Genomic DNA, 22,898 nt, shown 5'->3' on the forward strand with positions numbered 1-22,898 from the left:
CGCAATTGCCGCGTTGGCCGCGACGCGCGCGCGGCCTTTTTGCACGGTCATGCTTTTATCCGCGGATGCGGCCGATCGGACGTGAAATTGTCGTAAAGCGACGCGCAGGCGAACGCGCTTGTCGCAAAACGTCGTCAGACGAATCGTGCGTTGCTGCGCACAAGCGCGTACGCGATCGCCCGTCGCTGCTGGCCCAGCGGGTTTTGCATCGCCGCAATCGGATGCCGCGCCGTGTGGCGCGAGGCGCGGCGCGGCCGCGGGCCGTGTCGTATTTGCGCAAGCGTTTGTCGTAATTCGTCGGCAGGCCCGGGTTTTTTCTGGCAACTATGTAGGCACGCTGTGACACGCGTGAGTCCCCGCTACACGAGGAGAAGGTTTCGATGGATGCCCCCAAGGTCGTAGTCGAAGGTCTGTGCAAGGTGTTTGGAAGCAACCCGCAGCAGGCGCTCGACATGCTCGCTGCCGGTGCGACGAAGGACGAGGTACTGAAGCGCACGGGCCAGGTTGTCGGCGTGCATAACGTATCGTTCGACGTGCAGGAAGGCGAAATTTTCGTGCTGATGGGCCTGTCCGGCTCCGGCAAATCCACGCTGATCCGCCTCGTGAACCGGCTGGTCGATCCGAGCGCCGGCAAGGTGCTCATCGACGGGCTCGACGTCGCGTCGGCGCGCCGCTCGGCGCTCACCGCGCTGCGCCGCAAGGACATGAGCATGGTGTTCCAGTCGTTCGCGCTGATGCCGCACCGCACCGTGCTGTCGAACGCCGCGTTCGGCCTCGAGGTCGCCGGCATGGCGAAGAAGGAGCGCGAACGGCGCGCGATGGAGGTGCTCGAGCAGGTCGGCCTCGCACCGTTCTCGCACAAGCTGCCGTCCGAGCTGTCGGGCGGGATGCAGCAGCGCGTGGGCCTCGCCCGCGCACTGGCCGTGAACCCGTCGCTGATGATCATGGACGAGGCGTTCTCCGCGCTCGATCCGCTCAAGCGCCGCGAAATGCAGGACGTGCTGCTTCAGCTGCAGAAGGAACAGCGCCGCACGATCATGTTCGTGTCGCACGATCTGGAGGAAGCGCTGCGCATCGGCAACCGCATCGCGATCATGGAAGGCGGCCGGCTCGTGCAGGTCGGCACGCCGCAGGACATCATCGCGAACCCGGCCGACGACTACGTACGCGCGTTCTTCGACGGCATCGACACCAGCCGCTACCTGACGGCCGGCGACCTGATGCAGACGGGCGCGGTGCCGCTCGTGTCGAAGTTCGACGCGGCCAACGTCGCCGCATCGCTGAACGGCAGCGCCGAATACGCATTCGTGCTCGACGCCGAACGCAAGATCCGCGGCTTCGTCACGCGCGACGCGATCGGCAGCACGACGCCGGCGCTGCGTCCGATCGAAAGCATCCGCCGCGACGCGTCGCTCGAGCACGTCGTCGCGCGCGTGGTCGCGAGCCCGAACGCGTTGCCCGTCGTCGACGACGACGGCTGCTACTGCGGTTCGGTCGACCGCGCGCTCATCCTGAAGGCCATCACGCGTTCGCGAGGCTCCCATGTCTGAAATGATTCCGCTCGGTAGTTGGGTCGACCAGTCCGTTCATTACCTGCTCGACCATGATGCCGCGACGTTCGATGCGATCGGTCGCGCGATCGAAGGGCTGGCCGCACTGATCGAGCACGGCCTGCAGGCCGTGCCGATGTGGCTGATGATGGCGTTCTTCATCGGCATCGGGCTGTGGCGCGTGGGCTGGCGCTTCGCGCTGTTCACCACCTTGTCGCTGCTGCTGATTTTTGCGACCGGCTTCTGGGATCAGACGGTGATCACGCTGGGCCTCACGCTGTCGTCGACGATCATCAGCCTCGTGCTCGGCATTCCGCTCGGCATCTGGGCCGCGAAGAGCAAGTGGGTCGCCGCCATCGTGCGTCCGATCCTCGACCTGATGCAGACGATGCCTGCCTTCGTCTATCTGATTCCGGCCGCGATGCTGTTCGGTCTCGGCCGCGTGCCGGGGATCCTGTCGACGGTGATCTTCGCGATGCCGCCGGCCGTGCGTCTGACGAGCCTCGGCATCCGCCACGTGAACCGCGAGATCGTCGAAGCCGGCCAGGCATTCGGCTGCACGCCGTGGCAGCTGCTGTACAAGGTGCAGTTCCCGAACGCGCTGCCGTCGATCATGCAGGGCGTGAACCAGACGATCATGATGGCGCTGTCGATGGTGATCATCGCGTCGATGGTCGGCGCGGGCGGCCTCGGCAACGACGTGCTCGCGAGCATCCAGCGCCTGGATATCGGCCTCGGCTTCGAAAGCGGTCTGTCGGTCGTGCTGCTCGCGATCATTCTCGACCGCATCACCGAAAGCTTCGGCCGTGCGCCGGGCGCCGCGCGGGCACCGCTGTTCGCCGGACTCAAGCAGCTGTTTCGCGTGAAGGCCGCGCCCGCGCAGGCCTGATCGCCCGGCGGCGGGCGCCTCGTCCCGCCGCCTCTCCCTCGTCCAGTTCCTGCTCCCGCGGTTCGCGCCGCGGGGCAGGTTTCGTGCAACCTCTCGATAGGAGAGCGATGTGACGTCCGCCGCCGCTGTCGCGCCCGCCGCCTGCGTTTCACCGGTTTCGTCCCTCGCACACTTCGGTTTCCTGACGCTGCCGAACTTCTCGATGATCGCGTTCTCGAGCGCGGTCGAAGTGCTGCGGATGGCGAACTACGTCGCGCGCGAAGACCACTATCGCTGGTCGATCTATTCGCTCGACGGCGCGCCCGTGCACGCGAGCAACGGCATCGCGGTGCGGCCCACGCAGGCGCTCGACTACACGCGCCTGCCCGACGTGATGATCGTGTGCGGCGGCATTCGCATCCGCGACGTCGTCGACGACGTCGCGCGCGACACGCTCGCCGCGCTCGCCGAACGCGGGCTGCCGCTCGGCGGCATCTGCACCGGCGCCTATGCGCTGATGTCGAGCGGGCTGCTCGACGGCTACCGCTGCACCGTGCACTGGGAAAACCTGTCGGCGCTACATACCGAGTTTCCGCAGGTCGGCTTCGCGGACGAGCTGTTCGTCGTCGATCGCGACCGGCTCACCTGCACCGGCGGCACCGCGCCGCTCGACCTGATGCTGAACCTCGTCGGCATGCGCTTCGGGCAGCAGCTCGCCGCGCAGGTGTCCGAGCAGTTCATCCTCGAACGCATCCGCAGCTCGACCGATACGCAGCCGATTCCGGTCGATGCGCGCGTCGGCTTTTCGCGCGCGGAGTTGATCGAGGTCGTGCGGCTGATGGAGGCGAACATCGAGGAACCGCTGTCGCTCGAGGAGCTCGCGCGGCTCGTGCGGCTGTCGCAGCGGCATCTGCAGCGCATGTTCAAGGTGTATCTGAACGTGTCGCCGACGCACTATTACCTGACGCTGCGATTGAAGCGCGCGCGCGATCTGCTGCGCACGACCGACGCGTCGATCGCGCGCGTGACGACCGTGTGCGGCTTTCATTCGCCGTGTCACTTCAGCAAGGCCTATCGCGCGCAGTTCGGCCACGCGCCGAGCTACGAGCGCCGGCTGCCCGGCCGCTGACGGCTTCAACACCATCCGCGACGCCGCCGGGATCGCGGCGCGCGGTGTCCATCAACGATCCCGCACTCGTGCAAACAGCATCACTTTGAGGAGAAGAAGATGAAGCGCCTATTGATCGCAGCGGCATGTGGCGTCGGGATCGCCGCCGCGCCGGTATCGGCCGTCTACGCGGCCGATCCGCCGGTGTGCAAGAACGTCCGGTTCGCGGACGTCGGCTGGTCCGACATTGCGGCGACCACGGGCCTCGCGTCGACGATGCTGCAAGGTCTCGGCTACAACCCGACGAAGACGATCGCGTCGGTGCCGATCACGTTCGCGGGGATCAAGAGCAAACAGATCGACGTGTTCCTCGGCTACTGGTCGCCGACGATGGACCCGATCATCCAGCCGTTCACGAAGGCCGGCACGATCAAGGTGCTCGCGACGCCGAACCTGACCGGCGCGAAATACACGCTCGCGGTGCCCGACTACGTCTATCAGGGCGGCCTGAAGTCGTTCCAGGACATCCAGAAATACGCGGACAAGCTGAACGGCAAGATCTACGGCATCGAGCCCGGCAACGACGGCAACGCGCTGATCAAGAAGATGATCGACACGAACCAGTTCGGCCTCGGCAAGTTCAAGCTCGTCGAGTCGAGCGAGGCGGGGATGCTCGTCGAGGTGAATCGCGCGATCCGCGACAAGCAGTGGATCGTGTTCCTCGGCTGGGAGCCGCACCCGATGAACGTGCAGATGAAGATCGACTATCTGACCGGCGGCGACGACGTGTTCGGCCCGAACTACGGCGAGGCGAAGGTGCTGACGGCCACGCCGCCCGACTATGCGCAGCGCTGCCCGAACGTCGCGAAGTTCGTGTCGAACCTGCAGTTCACGACGTCGATCGAGAACCACGTGATGGTGCCGATCATGAACAAGGAAGACCCGAACAAGGCCGCGAAGGAATGGCTGAAGGCGAATCCGCAGTCGCTCGACAAGTGGCTCGCCGGCGTGACGACGATCGACGGCAAGCCCGGCCTGCCGGCCGTGAAGGCCTATCTCGGCGTGCAGTAAGCGGCGCGCGCTGCTGCTCGGGCATCCCGGGCAGCGGCCGCGCGATACCCCCGCGAGTATGGCGGCCGGCGCCGCCTGCGCGCGGTTTTTTTTCGTCGGAACAATCGCGTGCGGCGCTACCGCGTCGCCGCCGTCACGCGAACCGCACGCAATAGACCGGCGGCAAATGCGCGGACACCAGTTGCCAGCGATCGCCGCCGTCGTCGGACGTCCATAGCGCGCCGGTGGTCGACGCCATCGCGAGCCGTGTGCCTGAATCGTCGACCGCGAGTCCGTGCCGGTACACGAGATCGTACGCGGGTGCGGGCGGCAGGCCGTTCGACCGCCGCTCGAAACTGCGGCCGCCGTCGCGCGTGCGCGTGACGACGAATTCGCCGTTCACCGGAATCCGGCACGCATCCTTGACGGCCGGCACGAACCACGCCGTGTCCGGATCGCGCGGGTGCACGGCGACGGCGAAGCCGAAGCTCGACGGCTGCGCTTCGATGCGCTGCCAGCGCGCACCGCCGTCGGTCGAGCGGAAGATCGCGCAGTGATGCTGCGCCCACAGCACGTCGGGCGCGGCCGCGCACTGGACGACGCGGTGCGGGTCCTGCACGTTCGGTTCACCGCGCCGTTCGGGCGGCATGTAGTCGGCTTCCATCCCGTCCGCGGTGACGCGCCAGCTCGCGCCGCCATCGTCGGTCTGCCAGACGCCGCCGCACGAAATGCCGACCGTCACGTGGCGGCTGTCGCGCGGGTCGACCATCACCGAATGAATGCCCGGCGCGTCGTAGCCGCCGCCGAACCATTCGGGGCGCTCGGGGCGGTCCCACAGCGCGCGGTTCAGCACCCATGAGTCGCCGCCGTTGTCGGAGCGGAACAGGCCGCCGGGAATCGTGCCAGCCCACAGCACGCCCGGTTCGTCGGCGCCGCCCGCTTCGAGCGACCAGATCTGCTGAAGCGTCCACGGCGGCTGCGGGGGCGCGGGCGATGCGGCGTTGCCGTCCGGATCGGCGGCGGCGCTCGCGTGCGCATCGCCGTTCGGGCGCGGTGCGTCGGCCGGCTGCGGCGGATAGACGGGCACCGCGCATTCTTCCCACTCGTCCGCACCAGCACGGCGACGATGCAGCTTGACGCCGAAGTGACCGAGATTGAGTGCCGCATAGAGCGTGCCGTCGCGCGGATCGGCAAGCGTCATGCCGACCGGTTCGCCGGCGAAGTGCGGATCGCCGAGCGTCCAGCGGCCGCTGCCGTCCGCATGCAGCACGAACAGGCCCTTGCGGGTCGCGACAAGCAAACGGTCGTTCATCGATGTCTCCTGTTCACCGGCGCGCGCTGCATGGCGGCGCCGCGTCGTTCGTTTCGTCGTTCGTTCTGCGCGGCGGACGTCAGCCGCCCGACAGCGCCTGCACGACGTACACGCGGCTGTCCGCGGCGAGCGCGTCGGACAGCCGCTGCCGGTCGCGGATCGGCCGGCCGTCGATGAACACGGCGAGATGCTTACGCAGCGCGCCTTGATCGTCGACGATATAGCCGCGCAGTCGCGGCTGCTCGCGGAATACCGCGTCGAGCGCTTCGCCGAGCGAATGCGCGTCGACGTCGCGCTCGGGCGTCTCGATATGCCGCTGGATCGACGCGGCGAAAAACAGATGCGCCATGGCGGGACACCGGAAAGTGGGGCGGACGGAGCGATGGTTGCGCCGGTTCTGTAGTGTAGGCGATCGGTTTGGCGCGACCGCATTGCGATGCAGCATCGCATGCGGGCCGCGGGCGTCAGCTTACGCGTACTTGTCGCCGAGTCAGCTTACGCGTACTTGTCGCCGACCGCGCCGCGCACCGGATGCGTGTCGTAGACGATCTTCATCCGCTCGATCAGCCCCGCTTCGTCGAATTCGAACACGTCGACGCATTCGAACGTGACGACCGAGCCGTCCTTCAGTCCCCAGTCATAGACGAAATAGCCGGTCGCGCGACGGGCGCCGGTGGTGCTTACGCAGATGTCGATCGGCGTGATGCGGCTCTGCCCGGACGCCGCCGCGACCTTCTCGAAGAACGGCGCGGGCGCCATCCAGCCGAGAAACGGCGAATGAATCTGCGCATCTGGCGCGAACAGCGCGCAGATTGCGGCGACGTCGCCGCGTTCGAGCGCTTGCAGATAGGTGCCGATCTGGCGCGCGTAGGTGGAATCGGGCGACGGGGCCATTCGTGTTCTCCGTTGTGTGTCGACGAGCAATGCTGCGTTCGGAGTGCAGCGGGCGTGCAGGCTGCAAGTGGTTTCGTTGAGGAGTGCGAGGTGGCGGGGCAATTTCCGGAACTGTTCTACTACTCACCGGGTGCGAACAAGGGACCGGATGCAGCCGATTCTCGTGTCAGAAGTGAGCCTATCCGAACTTTTGTGTGTGAGGCATAAACTGATGGCCAAGGAGCCACGTTATGCCACGCAAACGCAAGGAAGAAGTGACGATTGAACCGGGCAAGGGCTTGAACCTGGACCCGGAACTCATCAAGCAACTGGTGCCCGGAACGCTGGATCGGGCTTCGATCAACGAGCAATTCGCGGCCCTGAAGAAGGCGATATTCGAGCGTGCACTGGGCGGTGAACTGACCCACCACCTGGGCTACGAGAAGGGCGAAGCCAAGCCGGCGGGCCGCACGAACCATCGCAACGGCACCAGCTGCAAGCGCATCGCGACCGACAATGACCTGCTCGACGTCGAGATTCCGCGCGACCGCGAAGGCACGTTCGATCCGGTACTGATCGCCAAGGGCGAGCGACGCTTCACAGGCTTCGACGACAAGATCATTGCGATGTACGCCCGCGGCATGAGCGTGCGGGAGATTCAGGGCTTCCTGCTGGAGATGTATGGCATCGAGGTGTCGCCGGACTTCATCAGCACGGTGACTGATGCCGTGATCGACGAAGTGCGCGAATGGCAGCAGCGACCGCTCGAGCCGATGTACCCGGTCGTGTTCTTCGACGCCTTGCGAGTCAAGATCCGCGACGAAGGCGTGGTGCGCAACAAGGCGATCTACCTGGCGCTGGGCGTGCGCCGCGACGGCACACGCGACGTGCTGGGCCTTTGGATCGAGCAGACCGAGGGCGCCAGGTTCTGGCTGCGGGTGGTGAACGACCTGAAGCTGCGCGGCGTGCAGGACATTCTGATCGCCGTGGTCGACGGCCTGAAGGGCTTCCCGGAAGCGATCAACACGGTGTTCCCGGAAACGACGGTCCAGACCTGCATCGTGCATCTGATCCGGAACTCGCTGGACTTCGCCAGTTGGAAGGACCGGAAATCGGTCGCGGCGGCGCTCAAGGAAGTCTATCGGGCACCGTCGGCCGAAGCGGCCGCCGTGGCGCTGGACGCGTTCGATACGAGCCCGTGGGGTACGAAATACCCACCGATTGCCGCGCTCTGGCGCCGGGCCTGGGATCAGGTGATTCCGTTCTACGCCTTCGCGCCCGACATCCGGAAAATTGTATATACGACCAACGCGATCGAGTCGCTGCATATGCAGCTTCGAAAGATCATCAAGGCGCGCGGTCACTTCCCGTCGGACGAGGCCGCGCTCAAACTGATCTGGCTGGCACTGCGCAACGTCGTGGCCAAGTGGACCGGCTCTCGGCACGATTGGAAGAGCGCGATGACCCAGTTCGCGCTGCTTTACCCGGAACGATTCAACATTGGAATCTGAATCTCAACCCGCCTCACACACGGAATTCCGGATACCTCCTCAGAAGTTCCGGTATCCAAGGAATTTCAATAGTTCGCAACGGTGTTGCCGGTCACAGCGTGATTCCTTTCACGCCTTTTTGCACAAGTCTCAACCATACAACGTAGGCGCGCTCTAAATCTTCCGACATGTCGACGCGTATGTCCGGCCAGAGCGAGCCCATCCCTTCTATGGCTTTTGCGAGGAAAGCCGTCGCGTATTGCACAGCCAGTGCGATCAGGTGCAACGCCCCCGGATCCCCGGCGTGGGTCAACGCCAGTTGATTCAGCGCCAATGGGTGCGTATGCACGTACTGTGAGAGAAATCTGGTCACGACCGCATAAAAATCATGACAGACGCCGCACGAGGAGTTCAATTCCCTTTGGCTAAGAAGCATGTCGGGTGCATCACGTGACTCGATACGTTTCTTTGCACCGCTGGGCAGTTCGGTATATAGCGCATGAGCCATAACTGCTTCGCGTAGGCTATTTGCCGCCGTTCGGACCGCTTCTACCTCCGGACCACTCGCCCCAATACCATCCAACATCACCAAGCGCCGCTCATGACTATGCAGCTCCCATGCCAGAAGCCGCAGTTCTCGCTGCGCGGGAAGTACTGGCTGTAGGCTGATATATGCCAGCGCGTCGAACGCCTCGATTAGTGTGCGCGCAACGGCACAAATTGCGCCAATGTCCCAAAGTTCATGCGAAGGCGAGAGTGTCGGACAGAGCTTTTTCAGGCTTACGCCATGACAAACGAGTTTGGTAAAAATGGTCTCGGCATACGCTAGATGCCTGGCGCCTACGCGGTGGTCCGCCAAGCGATCAGACATAGCGCACGCATAGTCGAGCATCGCATCGTATTCCCCCAACAACTTCGTGTAGCGGTCGGGGGTAGTCGCGACGCTATTCAATGTCGCCACCGTGGCAATCCGATGCGGAAGTCTTCAATGGGCAGGCTCAGGCGTGCGCGGCACGCTCAAGTACTTCGCGAGCCGCACGTCCCAATACCTCTTCCGACCATTGATTCACGCTGGCACCTGCAACGGCGGCGGCCACACCGACGGCCGCATGCGTTTCGGGGTTGAGGCGTAGCATCAGTTTTCCAGACGCAGGCTTTTGCGGCGCCCGACCCATGCGGGCGCATTCTTCGAGATAGTGATCGACGGCCGCATGAAAATCTTGCGTCAACTCGGCCACCGTCTCACCGTGAAAGCTGATCTTGTCGGCGATGCCGAGCACGTGCCCGACAAAAATATTGTCGCGGCCGTCGAAGTCGACGCGGGCGTAATAGCCCTTGTACGTCATTGCGTTGGTCATGGCTTTATCCCCAATTCGTTGAACCAGTCGCGCACATCTTCGACCTGATAGCGCTTCGCCTCTTTGCCAGGATGCGGGCGATGCAGGTATCGGCGCGTCCCGTTCAGCTCGAAGGCGATGCGCGACCCGGCGCCTTCGTGAATGCTGCCGCCCAGCGCGACAATCAAAGTTTCGATATCCGCGAACACGATGCCACCCAAAGTCGGCTTCGTGTAGATCGCGGTGAGCGTGCGGGCGTGCTTGGTTTTCATGCCCAAATGATAGCAGATTCTGATATCAAATGATATCAGAAAATGATATCGTCGGAGCTTTGGACAATGGGACAGGACGGCCGGCTCCGCCGCTGTCTAGACCGAGTCCGCCGGCCGCTGCCACTCGCGCGCCGCCACAACACGCTACACCGGAATCGACCCGCCACGCAGCCGTATCCCGAGCCGCACGATACCGATCACCGCATTCGACAACCACCTCAGCATGCGCGGCATGTCGCGCCGGCGGATGTCGAGCAGCAGCACGATCCGCACGTCGTCGCTGTCGTTCCATACCTCGTGCTCGAACGTGTCGTCCCACAGCAGGAAGCGGCCTTCGTCGAGCCGGTATTCGCGGCCGTCGACCTTCAGCACGGCGGCCGGCGTGCCGTCCGCGCGACGGGGCATCGACAGCACCAGATAGCCGCGCAGGATCCCGCGAAACGGCCCGCGATGCGGCGGAATGTGCTTGCCCGGCGCGAGGAACGACAGCGACGCGGACAGCACGTCCGGCGACGTCGCGACGATCGACGCGACGGTCGGGCAGCGCGACAGGTTGCGCGGAAACGGCTGCCCGTACGCCTGCATGATGAACATCCGCCAGTCGCGCGCATCGTTGGCCGAGATGTCGTGCTGCTCTCGCATGATCTCGTGGAAGCGCGGAATGCGCGGCAGGTCGCGCGCGACCGCGAGCGCTTCCGCGCGAATCGCGCGCCACGCGTGCACGAAACGGTCGGCGTCGGGGAAGGCGGACGTGTCGAGCACCGCGCCGCCGTCGATGTGGCGGTCGTATAGCCGGCGCAGCAGGCCGGCGGCGTAGTCGTAGGCAACGGACATGTTCGAGCGGCGCTCCACGAAGTGCCGTCAGTCTGCCCCAGACGCGCAAGGGGACGGTTACGTCAGGTTACGCCGGCTGACGAATGAATGACAGCGACCGCGCGCCGCAGCGAAAAAACAGGGTGGCACCGCATCGTGCGCGCCGATCGTGCGGCGCGGGAATAAACGGCCACGCTCCGTCGTCGTACGGGTGCAGCACGTCGTCTCGTCGACTTCTGAAGGAGTGGAACATGAACACGGATGGATGGATCGTCGCGCTCGTCGCGGCCAGCGCGATCGCGAGTGGGGCGATGCCGGCGCGCGCGCAGTCGCCGATGCGTATGCAGGTCGCGCAGCTCGTGCGCGACGCGGGTGGCGTGCAATCGATGGCGCCGATCGCACCAATGCCGGAAGCGAACGGCGATACGGCAATCGGCGCTGATGCGGCTGCGGCGTCGGAAGCGGGCGGGCCTTCTGCGCTGCCGTCGGGCAAGCGGCCGGCGGCGTGTGTCGGTCCCGAAAGTTTCTGCACGCTTTACTTCGGCAGTTGATGCCGCGCGTGCGCGCATGAGGCGCGCATTCCCGAGCGGATGCGCGTCGCGCAAAACCTGAGGAGTTCACGATGAAAACCTTGATTGCCCTTTTGACGACGACGGCTGCCGTCGTCGTTCAGTCCGCCTTCGCGCAGCCGACCGCGCCGTTGACGCGCGCCCAGGTGCGCGACGAACTGATGCGCCTCGAAGCGGCCGGCTACGATCCGTCGAGAGGCGACGACGGCACATATCCCGCCGATATTCAGGCGGCCGAGGCGAAGCTCGCGGTTCAGGCGCAGGCCCATGCCGAGACGCAACGACGGATCGCCGCGTCGGCCGACGACGGTGTCGGCGCGCCCGCACGGATGACGAACTAGCGCGTTCGTGCGTGCGGGCTGCGTATCGGCCGCCCGCATGTCGCGGCCGCGCGCGATGTGCGCGACGCGCATGCGCGTCGCGCCTCGCACCGCGTGCCGCGGCGCCGAAGCGCACCGCCTTTAGCGCCGTTCGTCGTCGATATAGCTGCGAATCACGTCCGCGAACGATGCATCGCCTTTCAAACCGAGTGCATGCGCGCGCGTCGTGTCCCAGCGGCCGGGCCAGCTGCCGACGATCTTCTCGACGCGCTCGTCCGGCACATGACGGATCCGCTTCACGACTTCGTCGCCGGCCACTTCGCGCAGCGCCGCGATCATCTCGTCGACCGACACCGAAATGCCGGGCAGGTTGATCACGCGCTTGCTGCCGAGCTGCGCGGCATCGAGCTCGCAACCGGCGACGAGCGCGTCGATCGCTGCGCGCGGCGACAGCAGCCACAGCCGCGTCGAACCCGGCACCGGGCAGACGCTTTCCTCGCCGTTCAGCGGCTCGCGAATGATCCCGCTCGCGAACGACGAAGCCGCCGCGTTCGGCCGGCCGGGCCGCACGCTGATGGTCGGCAGGCGCAGCACGCGGCCGTCGACGAACCCGCGTCGCGCGTAGTCGCACAGCAGCAGCTCGGCGATCGCCTTCTGCGTGCCGTACGACGATTGCGGATTCAGCGCGGTATCGTCCTGCACGACGTCCGGCAGCGTGCCGCCGTACACCGCGACCGAGCTCGTGAACACGACACGCGGCCGATGCCCGCGCGCGCGGCACACTTCGAGCAACGTGCGCGACGCATCGAGGTTGATGCGCATGCCGAGATCGAAGTCGGCTTCGGCTTGCCCGCTGACGATCGCCGCGAGATGGAAGATCGCGCCCGTTTGCGCGTCGATCGCGCGCTCGAGCACGGCGCGATCGGCGATGTCGCCGACGATCGACGTCACGCGCGCGTCGCCGAAGTCGCTGCCGGCGACGACGTCGAGCAGCACCAGCTCGTCGAGCTTTTCCGGCCGGCCGTCGGGGCCGGTCAGTTCGCCGCGCTCGAGCAGCTTGCGCGCGAGCCGCTGGCCGAGAAAGCCGGCGCCGCCGGTGATCAGTACTTTCATGTTGGTTGCCCTCGCAGGAATCCTTGAGTTACGCGAATTACAGGTACGGTTTGAGCCAGCCGAGGCCGGCCGACGTGCCGGCCTTCGGCCGATATTCGCAGCCGATCCAGCCGTCGTAGCCGAGCGCGTCGATCAGCTCGAACAGATACGGATAGTTCAGTTCGCCGAGATCGGGTTCGTGCCGCTCCGGCACGCCCGCGATCTGGATGTGGCCGATGCCCGCGAAGTCGCGCTTGAGCTTCATCGCGAGATCGCCTTCGACGATCTGGCAGTGGTAGCAGTCGAACTGCACCTTCAGGTTCGGCGCGCCGACTTCCGCGCGGATCGCATGCGCGTCATCCTGGCGGCTCAGGAAATAGCCGGGCATGTCGCGCTGGTTGATCGGCTCGATCAGCACCGTGATGCCGTGCGCGGCCGCCGCCTGCGCCGCGTGACGCAGATTGGCGACGTAGGTGTCGCGATGGCGCGCCCGATCGGCGCCGGGCGCGACGAGGCCGGCCATCACGTGCAGCTTCTTGTTGCCGAGCACGCGCGCGTAGTCGAGCGCACGGTCGATCCCGCGCCGGAACTCGTCTTCGCGGCCCGGCAGCGATGCGATGCCGCGCTCGCCGGCCGCCCAGTCGCCGGGCGGCGCGTTGAACAGCGCCTGCTCGAGGCCGTGCGCGTCGAGGCGCGCGCGGATGTCCTCGGCCGCGAAGTCGTACGGGAACAGGTACTCGACGGCCTTGAAGCCGTCGTACGCGGCGGCGGCGAAGCGTTCGAGGAACGCGTGCTCGTTGTACATCATCGAGAGATTGGCGGCGAAGCGTGGCATGGCAGCGGATCCTGTGAATGAATGGGGCGGGGCGAGATGCCCCGCATCGAACGGTGGCCGATCAGCGGTTCACGAGTTTCGCGGGCGTGAGCCACACGGCGAACGCGCCGATCACGAGCATCGCGGCGAGCACGTACATGCCCGACGACGTGCTGTGCGTGAGGTCCTTCAGATAGCCGATCACGTACGGGCTCGCGAAGCCGGCGAGGTTGCCGACCGAGTTGATGATCGCGATGCCGGCGGCGGCCGCGCTGCCCGCGAGGAACGCGGTGGGCAGCGACCAGAACAGCGGTGCGCAGGTCAGCACGCCGCCCGCCGCGATCGACAGGAACACGATCGACACCGCCGTATTGTGCGAGTACGACGCGGCGACCGCAAAGCCGGCAGCGCCCATCAGCGCCGGCACGATCAGGTGCCAGCGACGCTCGCGGCGCTTGTCCGCGCTGTGGCCGAACAGGTTCATCACGACGATCGCGACGACGAACGGAATCGCGGACAGCAGGCCGACCTGCAGCGTGTCGGTGATGCCGGTGGACTTGACGAGCGTCGGCATCCAGAACGTGAGCCCGTACTGGCCGGTGACGAACGCGAAGTAGATCAGCGACATCCACCACATGCGCGGGTCGGCGAACACGGCCTTCAGCGAATGGCCGTGCTTCTGCTGTTCCTGCGGCTGCGCGGCGATCTCGTCTTCGAGGAGCTGCTTTTCGCGCTCGTTCAGCCACTTCGCGCTCCGAATGTTGTTGTCGAGATAGAGGATCGTCGCGATGCCGACCAGCACGGCCGGCACGGCTTCGATCATGAACATCCACTGCCAGCCGTGGAAGCCCGAGCCGCCGTGGAATGCTTCCATGATCCAGCCCGACAGCGGGTTGCCGAAGATGCCCGACACCGGAATCGCCGACATGAACACCGCAATGATCTTCGCGCGCCGGTGCGACGGGAACCAGTACGTCAGATAGAGGATCACGCCCGGATAGAAGCCCGCTTCGGCGAGACCGAGCAGGAAGCGCAGCACGTAGAACTGCGTCGGCGTCTTCACGAACGCGAACATGGCGGACAGCAGCCCCCACGTGATCATGATCCGCGCGATCCAGATGCGCGCGCCGATCCGGTGCATCAGCATGTTGCTCGGCAGCTCGAACAGGAAGTAGCCGAGGAAGAAGATGCCGGCGCCGAGGCCGAACACCGTCTCGCTGAAGGCGAGGTCCTGCGACATCTGCAGCTTCGCGAAGCCGACGTTCACGCGATCGAGATACGCGACCACGTAGCAGAGCATCAGGAACGGCACGATGCGCCAGAACACTTTCTTGTAGGTCAGGTCGAGTTCGGCCGGGCTGGCGGCCGCGGCGGGCGAGCGGCCCGCAGCCGCGTCGAGTGCAGTCATCGTCGTCTCCAAAGGTGGCGAGTGCCGGCGGCGCGCACGCTGCCGGTCGTAGGTGTGTGCTGACGGAAGGGCCCGCGCACACGGCGGGCATGAGATTCGCGTGCTACCAGCGCGCGCCGAACGCGGCGCGCAGTTCGTCGAGCGCCGCATCGGGCAGCGGCTCGGGCTTCGGGTTCGTCATGAGCCACAGCCGTGCGGTTTCCTCGAGCTCTTCGAGCGCGTACGACGCGTGCGACACCGAGGGCCCCCACATCACCGGGCCGAGGCGATCGAGCAGGACGCCGCGCACGCGGTCGGCGAGCGCCGCGACTTCGGCCGCGACGTCGGGGTCGCCGGGGCGGCGGTAGCGGATCAGCGGAATGTGGCCGACCTTCATCACGTAGTACGGCGTGATCGGCGGCAGCACGTCGGTGTCGCGCCACACGCCCGCGAGCGTCAGCGCGACGAGGTGCGTCGAATGCGTGTGGACGATGCCGTTCGCCTCGGCGTTGCGCGCATAGATGCCGCGATGCAGCGTCAGCGTCTTCGACGGCTTGCCGCCCGACACGGCCTGCCCGTTCGCATCGACCTTCGCGATGTCGTTCGGATCGAGCCGGCCGAGGCACGCATCGGTCGGCGTGATGAGCCAGCCGTCGGGCAGCCGCGCACTGATGTTGCCCGCACTGCCGACGGCATGACCGCGCGCGTACAGGCTCGCTCCGACCACGCAGATTTCTTCGCGCAGCTTCGCTTCGATGCTCATCATGCGGCTCCGTCGAGCGCGCGCAGCGCCTTGTCGAAAAAGTCCACGGCGCCGAAATTGCCGGACTTCAGCGCGAGACCGAGCGGCTCGGTGTCGATGGTCGCCGTTGCCGGCACGCCCGGATCGATCTGCGCGCCGATCTGCAGCGACTTCACGCCGAGCGCCTGCACGACTGCGCCGGACGTCTCGCCGCCTGCGACGACGAACTTGCGCACGCCGAGCGCGCGCAGGCCGTGCGCGATCGCGGCGAGCGTGCGCTCGACGAGCTCGCCGGCCGCCTCGACGCCGAGCGCCTGCTGCACGGCCTTCACTTCGTCGGGCGTCGCGGTCGCGTAGATCAGCACCGGTTCCGGCAGATGCGAACTTGCGAACGCGAGCGCCTGCTCGACGACCGGCTCGCCGCGCGCGGCCGCGAGCGGATCGATACGGAAGCTCGGTCGCGCGGCGCGCCATGCGGCGACCTGCGCGTTGGTCGCCTTCGACGCGCTGCCGGCGAGCACCGTCGACGTGCCGTCGATGCGCGGCAGCGATGCCGCGTTGTCGCGCGCGGCGAGCTGTGCAGCGCGACGGAAGTTCTCGGGCAGCCCGAGCGCGATGCCGGAGCCGCCGGTGACGAGCGGCAGCGCTGCGCACGCTTCGCCGAGCACGTGCAGATCGCGGTCCGACAGCGCGTCGGCGATCGCGATGCGTACGCCGTCGGCGCGCAGCTGCGCGATGCAGGCGCGCACGTCGGCCGCGCCGCGCGCGATCGTGTCGTAGCGGATCAGGCCGACCTTCGACGGCGTTTGCCGCTGCAGCACGCGCACGAGATTCGCATCCTTCATCGGCGTGAGCGGATGGTTCTCCATGCCCGATTCGTTGAGCAGCGCGTCGCCGACGAACAGGTGGCCGCGATAGATCGTGCGGCCGTTTTCCGGAAACGCGGGGCACGCGATCGTGAAGCCGCCGCCGGCCGCGTCGAGCAGCGCATCGGCGACGGGGCCGATGTTGCCGGCATCGGTCGAGTCGAACGTCGAGCAGTATTTGAAGAAGAATTGCCGGCACCCTTGCGCGCGCAACCATTCGTAGGCGGCGAGCGACTGCGCGACGGCGTCGGCGGCCGGAATCGTGCGCGACTTCAGCGCGACGACGATCGCATCGGCGTCGATCGATGCCGATTCGGCCGGCACGCCGATCGTCTGCACGGTGCGCATGCCGCTCTTGACGAGCATGTTCGCGAGATCGGTCGCGCCGGTGAAATCGTCGGCGATGCAGCCGAGCAGGGGACGGGAAGCGGAAGCGGTCATGGCAAGGCGTGGTTCGAATCAGCGGGCGGGCGGCAGCGTGATGCCGGGGAAAGTCTTGATCACGGCGGAATCGTCCTCGCCGCCGTGACCGGCGCTCGATGCGCTCATGAACATCTGGTGCGCGGTGGCCGACAGCGGCAGCGGGAATTTGCTGCGGCGCGCGGTGTCGAGCACGAGGCCGAGATCCTTTACGAAGATGTCGACGGCCGATAGCGGCGTGTAGTCGCCGTTCAGGATGTGCGGCACGCGGTTCTCGAACATCCACGAGTTGCCGGCGCTGTGCGTGATCACGTCGTACAGCGCATCGGGATCGACGCCTTCGCGCAGGCCGAGCGCCATCGCTTCGGCGGCCGCCGCGATATGCACGCCGGCCAGCAGCTGGTTGATGATCTTGACCTTCGAGCCGACACCGTGCGTATCGCCGAGACGGTAGACCTTGCCCGCCATCGCGGCGAGCACGTCTTCGCATGCGGCGTATGCGGCCGCGGGGCCGGACGTCATCATCGTCATCTCGCCGGACGCCGCGCGCGCGGCGCCGCCCGACACCGGTGCGTCGAGCATCTGCAGGCCGGCGGCCTCGATGCGCGCGCCGAGCGCGACCGCGAATTCGGGTGCGACGGTCGCGCTCGCGATCACGACGCCGCCCGGCTTCATCGACGCGACCGCGCCGTGTTCGCCGAACAGCACCGTTTCCGTCTGCGCGGCATTGACGACGAGCGTAACGACGACGTCGCACTGCGCGCCGAGTTCGGCCGGCGTCGCGCAGGCGATGCCGCCTTCGGCCGCGAACGCGTGCAGCACGGCTTCACGGACGTCGCACGCGTGCACGCGAAAGCCCGCGCGCAGCAGCGAACGCGCGACGCCGAGGCCCATCGCGCCGAGGCCGATGACTCCAACATTTCGTGACATGGTCAACCTTGATCGATTCGGAACAGATTCGGGAATGCGCCGCGGCGTCAGCAGATGCCGGCTTCCGCGAGACGGCGCGCAGCGTTGTACATGTGCGTGCGCGCCGCGTTGCGCGCGGCCATCGGATCGCGCGAGCGGATCGCGTCGGCGATCGCCGCATGTTCTTCGCGCACCTGCCGCGAGAAGTCCTCGCGCGTGGCTTCGTTGCGGCGCGTGACCTTCACGCCCGCTTCGAGATACTGGTTCAGGAACTGCAGCGTCTTGAGGAAGTACGGGTTGCCCGTGACGGCCGCGATCGTGCGGTGGAACGCGACGTCCTCGGCGACGCCGTCGCGCCCCTCGGCGACCGCTTCGTCGATCTTGCGCAGCGCGTCGTCGATGTCGGCCATGTCTTCGTCGCTGTGACGCAGCGCGGCTTCGGCCGCGACTTCGGCTTCGATCGCGCGACGCACCGCGAGCAGATGCGGCAGCGAGCTCGCCTCGACCGCTTCCGCATAGTCGATGCGCAGCGGCCGGATCGCGCCGTGCTGGTTCACGTACACGCCGCTGCCCTGACGCGGCTCGACGACGCCTTCGTTCTTCAGCCGCGAGATCGCTTCACGAATGACGGTGCGGCTCACGCCGAATTCCTGCGCGAGCACCGCTTCGGTCGGCAGCTTGCCGGTCGCCACGAAGCTGCCGGCTTCGATCTGCTTCAGCAGCTGCTGCGCGACGTGGTCGCTCATCGCACGGGCAGGGATTTTCTCGAACATGACGCGATAGTTTGTAAGGTGATGTGGTCATCATATAAATTTGATCGCGGTGAGGCATCCGGGAATACCCTCGGGTCAAAATGCACGAACATCGGCGAAATTGACTGGAACCGGTTCCATTTCGACGCGAACGGCGCGCAATGTGATTGCGCGGCCGCGCCGTCGGAGCCGAACGGCAGGGAACTGCGCGGCTCGACTGGAGCAGGGAGAACCGGGAGAAGGGCCGCGCTCGGTCAGTCCGTAGCCACTCTGCTGGCGCTCGAGCGGGGGCGCCGGCACACGCGCGGCATGAACGTCTGGTTTTCGCGCTGGCGCAGGCCGATCGTCACGCGCCGACGGACTGCCCGCTCACTCGACTTCGTCGTGAAGCGCGTCGTCCGTCACGCTCGCGGCGGCTGCCGCTTCGTCGCCGCCGCGCTCGCGATACGCGGCCGGCGGCACGCCGAACTGCTTGCGGAACTCGCGCCCGAGGTGCGACGCGTCGGCGAATCCGCAGCTCGACGCGATGTCGGCGACGGTGCGGTCCGAACTGGTCAGCAGCCAGGCGGCCGTGCGCAGCCGCACCTGCTTCGCGAACGCCTGCGGGCTCTTGCCGGTTTCGGCCTTGAACAGCCGCTCGAGCTGCCGCGTCGACAGATCGAGCTTGCATGCGAGTTCCTCGAGCGGCAGCGCGCGCCCGACATGCTGTTCCATCAGAAGAATCGCGCGCTTGACCTTCGGATGCGTTGCGGGCTCGAGGCCCGGCGGATGCGGCTGCGGCGCATTGCCCTTCTGCATCTCGCCGACGAGCAGGATGCGCAGCGCCTTCTGCACGGTCGCGTGCTCGAAGTGGCGCAGCAGAATCGCGGCGGCAACGTCGATCGATGCGCGCCCGCCCGAGCAGGTGATGCGCCGCCGGTCGATCACGAACAGCCGGTCGGCGATCAGCAGATCGGGATCGGCGTTCGGAAAGCGCTCGATGAAATCCCAGTAATGGAACCAGCTCACGCAGGTGCGGTAGCCGTCGAGGACGCCGGCGCGCATCAGCGTAAACACGCCCGTGCAGATCCCGACGATCGTGGCGCCCCGCGCGGCCGCGCGACGGATGAACTCGAGCGTTTCGGGGCCGGCTTGCGGTCCCGAGTGCAGCAGCCCGCCGACGACGACCACGTAATCGAACGGCTCGGCCGCATCGAACATTTCCCACGGCGTGATCTGGATCCCGCAGCTCGCGCGCACCGGCGCGAGCGTGTCGCCGATCACGCTCCACGCGCAGCGCACGGGCTTGCTGTAGTCGCCGTCGTCGGCGGACAGCCGCAGCATGTCGACGAACCCGGAGAACGCGGTGAGCGTGAAGTTCGGCAGCAGCACGATGCCGAAGCGGATGCGCTGCGGCGCCGGTTCGGCGAGAGGGGAAGCGGGTACGTCGGGTGTCATTGCGGCAAATCTCGTTACGCCGGGCGGGCGGTCTCACGCTGTTCAGGATACGGCAACCGGCGCGCGGCCGCGCGAAGCGGACGCGGCCGGACTTGTGGTTTTTCGTCGCGAACCATCGCCAAAACGCACTTTCGGGCCGGGCGGCCGGGCGCTTGGCGGCGCTATCCCACGCCGATGCCGTTTTTGTTCTATCGGCGGATTTTACGCTTTGATGTACTGGCGTCCAACGTCACTTTGCAGTGCCATCCAGAGGAAGCCAGATGAACGTCAGCGTTTTCGACCTGTTCAAGATCGGCATCGGACCGTCGAGTTCGCATACGGTCGGACCGATGATCGCGGCGTGCCGCTTCGCGTCGCACGTGGAGGACGCGAACCTGCTCGGCTTCGTGCGCCGCGTGCGCGTCGAGCTGTACGGCTCGCTCGGCGCGACGGGCAAGGGCCATGGCACCGACAAGGCCGTGCTGCTCGGCCTCGAGGGCCATCTGCCGGACACGATCGATCCGGATCTGATCGAGCCGCGTCTCGCGGCGATCCGCGCCGAGAAGTCGCTGTCGCTGCTCGGCAAGCAGACGATCCGCTTCGACGAGAAGGAGCACATCGGCTTCTACCGGAAGCTGATGACGGGCACGAGCATCGTGCACCCGAACGGCATGCGCTTCCAGGCGTTCGACGAACACGGTCAGCTGCTCGTCGAGAAGGAGTATTACTCGATCGGAGGCGGCTTCGTCGTGAACCGCGACGGCGATCGCGTCAACGGCGTGCGCGCGGCGGCCGAGGTGCCGTATCCGTTTCGCACCGGCGACGACCTCATGCGCCAGTGCCGCGAGCACGGGCTGTCGATCGCCGAGCTGATGATGCGCAACGAATGCGCGCTGCGTCCGGAAGACGAAGTGCGTGCGGGGCTGCTCGCGATCTGGCGCACGATGGCGGCCTGCGTCGAGCGCGGCTGCAAGGTCGAGGGCGATCTGCCGGGCCCGATGCGCGTCAAGCGCCGCGCGGCGGAACTGAATGCGCGGCTGCGTGCGCGTTCCGAGGAATCGCTGCGCGATCCGCTGTCGATGCTCGACTGGGTCAACCTCTATGCGATGGCCGTCAACGAGGAGAACGCGGCGGGCGGGCGCGTCGTCACCGCGCCGACCAACGGCGCGGCCGGCGTGATTCCGGCCGTGCTGCACTACTACGTGAAGTTCGTGCCGGGCTCGAACGAGGCGGGCATCGTCGAATTCCTGCTGACCGCCGCGGCGATCGGAATCATCTACAAGGAAACCGCGTCGATCTCCGGCGCGGAAGTCGGTTGCCAGGGCGAAGTCGGCGTGGCGTGCTCGATGGCCGCGGCCGCGCTCGCGGCCGTGATGGGCGGCACGCCGGACCAGGTCGAGAACGCCGCCGAGATCGGCATGGAACACAACCTCGGGATGACCTGCGACCCGGTCGGCGGGCTCGTGCAGATCCCGTGCATCGAGCGCAACGCGATGGGCGCGATCAAGGCGCTGAACGCGTCGCGCATGGCGCTGAAGGGCAACGGTCAGCACTACGTGTCGCTCGACTCGGTCATCAAGACGATGCGCGAGACGGGCGCCGACATGAAGACGAAATACAAGGAAACGTCGCGCGGCGGTCTGGCCGTGAACGTCATCGAATGCTAACGAAGGACCATCAACATGAGCCGCTACTCGATATTCAGCCTGTTCCGCAACGGCCTCTCGTATCACGAGAACTGGGAGAAGCAATGGAAGAGCCCCGAGCCCAAGCGTGAGTACGACGTCGTGATCGTCGGCGGCGGCGGGCACGGGCTCGCGACCGCGTACTACCTCGCGAAGGAGCACGGGATCACGAACGTCGCGATTCTCGAGAAAGGCTGGATCGGCGGCGGCAACACCGCGCGCAACACGACGATCGTGCGCTCGAACTATCTGTGGGACGAATCGGCCGCGCTGTACGAGAAGGCGATGAAGCTCTGGGAAGGGCTGTCGCAGGACCTCAACTACAACGTGATGTTCAGCCAGCGCGGCGTGATGAACCTCGCGCACACGCTGCAGGACGTGCGCGACACCGAGCGCCGCGTGAACGCGAACCGGCTCAACGGCGTCGATGCGGAATTCCTGACGCCCGCGCAGGTGAAGGAAATCGAGCCGACGATCAACCTGAACAGCCGCTATCCGGTGCTCGGCGCATCGATCCAGCGTCGCGCGGGCGTCGCGCGTCACGACGCCGTCGCATGGGGCTTCGCGCGCGGCGCGGACCGCGCGGGCGTCGACATCATCCAGAACTGCCAGGTCACCGGCATTCGTCGCGAAGGCGGCGCGGTGGTCGGCGTCGACACGGTCAAGGGCTTCATCAAGGCGAAGAAGGTCGCGGTGGTCGCGGCCGGCAACACGACGACGCTCGCCGACATGGCCGGCGTGCGGCTGCCGATCGAAAGCCATCCGCTGCAGGCGCTCGTGTCCGAGCCGATCAAGCCGGTCGTCAACTCGGTGATCATGTCGAACGCCGTGCACGCGTACATCAGCCAGTCCGACAAGGGCGACCTCGTGATCGGCGCGGGCATCGACCAATACACGGGCTTCGGCCAGCGCGGCAGCTTCCACATCATCGAAGGCACGCTGCAGGCGATCGTCGAAATGTTCCCGGTGTTCTCGCGCGTGCGCATGAACCGTCAGTGGGGCGGCATCGTCGACGTGTCGCCGGACGCCTGCCCGATCATCAGCAAGACCGACGTGAAGGGGCTGTATTTCAACTGCGGCTGGGGGACGGGCGGCTTCAAGGCGACGCCGGGCTCGGGCTGGGTGTTCGCCCATACGATCGCTCGCGACGAACCGCATCCGCTGAACGCGCCGTTCTCGCTCGACCGCTTCTACACCGGCCACCTGATCGACGAACACGGCGCCGCCGCCGTCGCGCACTGAACGAGGAGAAA

Annotated in this window: 23 protein-coding genes and 1 pseudogene; 9 read left to right on the forward strand and 15 right to left on the reverse strand. The window is 66.5% G+C overall.

Annotated features, from left to right (window positions below):
• Window positions 1-264: 264 nt before the first annotated feature.
• The 4 genes and pseudogenes from BCR55_RS22895 to BCR55_RS22910 all read left to right on the forward strand — a co-directional run.
• Window positions 265-1,550: pseudogene (locus BCR55_RS22895) on the forward strand (glycine betaine/L-proline ABC transporter ATP-binding protein); the annotation flags it as partial.
• On the forward strand, window positions 1,543-2,439 hold the full coding sequence (gene choW, locus BCR55_RS22900; RefSeq protein WP_006405970.1) for a choline ABC transporter permease subunit: 897 nt from the start codon (window positions 1,543-1,545) through the stop codon (window positions 2,437-2,439). The pseudogene BCR55_RS22895 and the gene choW, both read left to right, overlap by 8 nt.
• A 109-nt stretch (window positions 2,440-2,548) precedes the next feature.
• Window positions 2,549-3,547 (forward strand): GlxA family transcriptional regulator, encoded by a 999-nt coding sequence (locus BCR55_RS22905; protein ID WP_006396291.1) that lies wholly within the window; start codon window positions 2,549-2,551, stop codon window positions 3,545-3,547.
• Between the two features lie 99 nt (window positions 3,548-3,646).
• Window positions 3,647-4,597, forward strand: coding sequence for a choline ABC transporter substrate-binding protein (locus tag BCR55_RS22910; RefSeq protein WP_006409742.1), 951 nt, complete (start codon window positions 3,647-3,649; stop codon window positions 4,595-4,597).
• Window positions 4,598-4,730: 133 nt separating this feature from the next.
• Here BCR55_RS22910 and BCR55_RS22915 read toward each other — a convergent pair whose 3' ends face one another.
• The 3 genes from BCR55_RS22915 to BCR55_RS22925 all read right to left on the reverse strand — a co-directional run bounded on the left by BCR55_RS22915 (window position 4,731) and on the right by BCR55_RS22925 (window position 6,782).
• Complete coding sequence (locus BCR55_RS22915) at window positions 4,731-5,888, reverse strand: sialidase (protein WP_065496041.1); 1,158 nt, start codon at window positions 5,886-5,888, stop codon at window positions 4,731-4,733.
• Between the two features lie 79 nt (window positions 5,889-5,967).
• A complete protein-coding gene (locus tag BCR55_RS22920) occupies window positions 5,968-6,237 on the reverse strand; it encodes a MoaD/ThiS family protein (protein ID WP_006396295.1) in 270 nt (89 codons plus the stop codon).
• Between the two features lie 146 nt (window positions 6,238-6,383).
• Window positions 6,384-6,782: a nuclear transport factor 2 family protein gene (locus tag BCR55_RS22925; RefSeq protein ID WP_065496043.1), complete on the reverse strand. Its 399-nt coding sequence runs from the start codon at window positions 6,780-6,782 to the stop codon at window positions 6,384-6,386.
• Between the two features lie 230 nt (window positions 6,783-7,012).
• On the opposite strand from BCR55_RS22925, the gene BCR55_RS22930 reads away from it, so the two are divergent.
• Window positions 7,013-8,272: an IS256 family transposase gene (locus BCR55_RS22930; RefSeq protein ID WP_065496046.1), complete on the forward strand. Its 1,260-nt coding sequence runs from the start codon at window positions 7,013-7,015 to the stop codon at window positions 8,270-8,272.
• Window positions 8,273-8,363: 91 nt separating this feature from the next.
• Here BCR55_RS22930 and BCR55_RS32715 read toward each other — a convergent pair whose 3' ends face one another.
• The 4 genes from BCR55_RS32715 to BCR55_RS22950 form a co-directional block, all read right to left on the reverse strand.
• Window positions 8,364-9,212 (reverse strand): hypothetical protein, encoded by an 849-nt coding sequence (locus BCR55_RS32715; RefSeq protein WP_139094078.1) that lies wholly within the window; start codon window positions 9,210-9,212, stop codon window positions 8,364-8,366.
• Between the two features lie 37 nt (window positions 9,213-9,249).
• Window positions 9,250-9,609, reverse strand: coding sequence for a type II toxin-antitoxin system HicB family antitoxin (locus BCR55_RS22940; RefSeq protein ID WP_006409751.1), 360 nt, complete (start codon window positions 9,607-9,609; stop codon window positions 9,250-9,252).
• Complete coding sequence (locus BCR55_RS22945; RefSeq protein ID WP_035946484.1) at window positions 9,606-9,860, reverse strand: type II toxin-antitoxin system HicA family toxin; 255 nt, start codon at window positions 9,858-9,860, stop codon at window positions 9,606-9,608. The genes BCR55_RS22940 and BCR55_RS22945 overlap by 4 nt, the downstream gene beginning before the upstream one ends.
• Before the next feature lie 144 nt (window positions 9,861-10,004).
• Window positions 10,005-10,694 (reverse strand): aspartyl/asparaginyl beta-hydroxylase domain-containing protein, encoded by a 690-nt coding sequence (locus tag BCR55_RS22950; protein ID WP_065496051.1) that lies wholly within the window; start codon window positions 10,692-10,694, stop codon window positions 10,005-10,007.
• A gap of 230 nt (window positions 10,695-10,924) precedes the next feature.
• Between BCR55_RS22950 and BCR55_RS22955 the strand changes: the two genes are divergently transcribed.
• Window positions 10,925-11,224: a hypothetical protein gene (locus BCR55_RS22955; protein WP_006405974.1), complete on the forward strand. Its 300-nt coding sequence runs from the start codon at window positions 10,925-10,927 to the stop codon at window positions 11,222-11,224.
• Window positions 11,225-11,295: 71 nt separating this feature from the next.
• On the forward strand, window positions 11,296-11,583 hold the full coding sequence (locus BCR55_RS22960) for a DUF4148 domain-containing protein (protein WP_065496053.1): 288 nt from the start codon (window positions 11,296-11,298) through the stop codon (window positions 11,581-11,583).
• Window positions 11,584-11,703: 120 nt separating this feature from the next.
• Here BCR55_RS22960 and denD read toward each other — a convergent pair whose 3' ends face one another.
• The 8 genes from denD to BCR55_RS23000 all read right to left on the reverse strand — a co-directional run bounded on the left by denD (window position 11,704) and on the right by BCR55_RS23000 (window position 19,981).
• On the reverse strand, window positions 11,704-12,675 hold the full coding sequence (gene denD, locus BCR55_RS22965) for a D-erythronate dehydrogenase (protein WP_006409739.1): 972 nt from the start codon (window positions 12,673-12,675) through the stop codon (window positions 11,704-11,706).
• 37 nt (window positions 12,676-12,712) lie between these two features.
• A complete protein-coding gene (otnI, locus tag BCR55_RS22970) occupies window positions 12,713-13,489 on the reverse strand; it encodes a 2-oxo-tetronate isomerase (protein WP_006396302.1) in 777 nt (258 codons plus the stop codon).
• A gap of 61 nt (window positions 13,490-13,550) precedes the next feature.
• A complete protein-coding gene (locus BCR55_RS22975; RefSeq protein WP_065496735.1) occupies window positions 13,551-14,876 on the reverse strand; it encodes an MFS transporter in 1,326 nt (441 codons plus the stop codon).
• A gap of 103 nt (window positions 14,877-14,979) precedes the next feature.
• Entirely contained in the window at window positions 14,980-15,621 is a 642-nt protein-coding gene (locus tag BCR55_RS22980) for an aldolase (protein WP_006405978.1), read from the reverse strand.
• Complete coding sequence (gene otnK / locus BCR55_RS22985; RefSeq protein ID WP_006405979.1) at window positions 15,618-16,904, reverse strand: 3-oxo-tetronate kinase; 1,287 nt, start codon at window positions 16,902-16,904, stop codon at window positions 15,618-15,620. The genes BCR55_RS22980 and otnK overlap by 4 nt, the downstream gene beginning before the upstream one ends.
• Before the next feature lie 18 nt (window positions 16,905-16,922).
• Window positions 16,923-17,813: an L-threonate dehydrogenase gene (ltnD, locus tag BCR55_RS22990; RefSeq protein WP_053298229.1), complete on the reverse strand. Its 891-nt coding sequence runs from the start codon at window positions 17,811-17,813 to the stop codon at window positions 16,923-16,925.
• A gap of 47 nt (window positions 17,814-17,860) precedes the next feature.
• The gene (locus BCR55_RS22995; RefSeq protein ID WP_006396307.1) at window positions 17,861-18,565 is read right to left on the reverse strand and encodes a FadR/GntR family transcriptional regulator; all 705 of its coding nucleotides are present in this window, start codon (window positions 18,563-18,565) and stop codon (window positions 17,861-17,863) included.
• A 348-nt stretch (window positions 18,566-18,913) separates the two neighbouring features.
• Window positions 18,914-19,981 carry a GlxA family transcriptional regulator gene (locus BCR55_RS23000; protein WP_053298230.1) on the reverse strand — a complete coding sequence of 356 codons (1,068 nt, stop codon included), beginning with the start codon at window positions 19,979-19,981 and terminating at the stop codon, window positions 18,914-18,916.
• A gap of 260 nt (window positions 19,982-20,241) precedes the next feature.
• Here BCR55_RS23000 and BCR55_RS23005 point away from each other — a divergent pair, with 260 nt between their 5' ends.
• Together BCR55_RS23005 and BCR55_RS23010 are read left to right on the forward strand one after the other, a co-directional pair.
• Entirely contained in the window at window positions 20,242-21,627 is a 1,386-nt protein-coding gene (locus BCR55_RS23005) for an L-serine ammonia-lyase (protein WP_006396309.1), read from the forward strand.
• A gap of 15 nt (window positions 21,628-21,642) precedes the next feature.
• A complete protein-coding gene (locus BCR55_RS23010; RefSeq protein ID WP_006396310.1) occupies window positions 21,643-22,887 on the forward strand; it encodes a sarcosine oxidase subunit beta family protein in 1,245 nt (414 codons plus the stop codon).
• Window positions 22,888-22,898: the final 11 nt, after the last annotated feature.

It is taken from the genome of Burkholderia sp. CCA53 (assembly GCF_001685525.1).
In the GTDB taxonomy this organism is placed as follows: Bacteria; Pseudomonadota; Gammaproteobacteria; order Burkholderiales; family Burkholderiaceae; genus Burkholderia; species Burkholderia multivorans.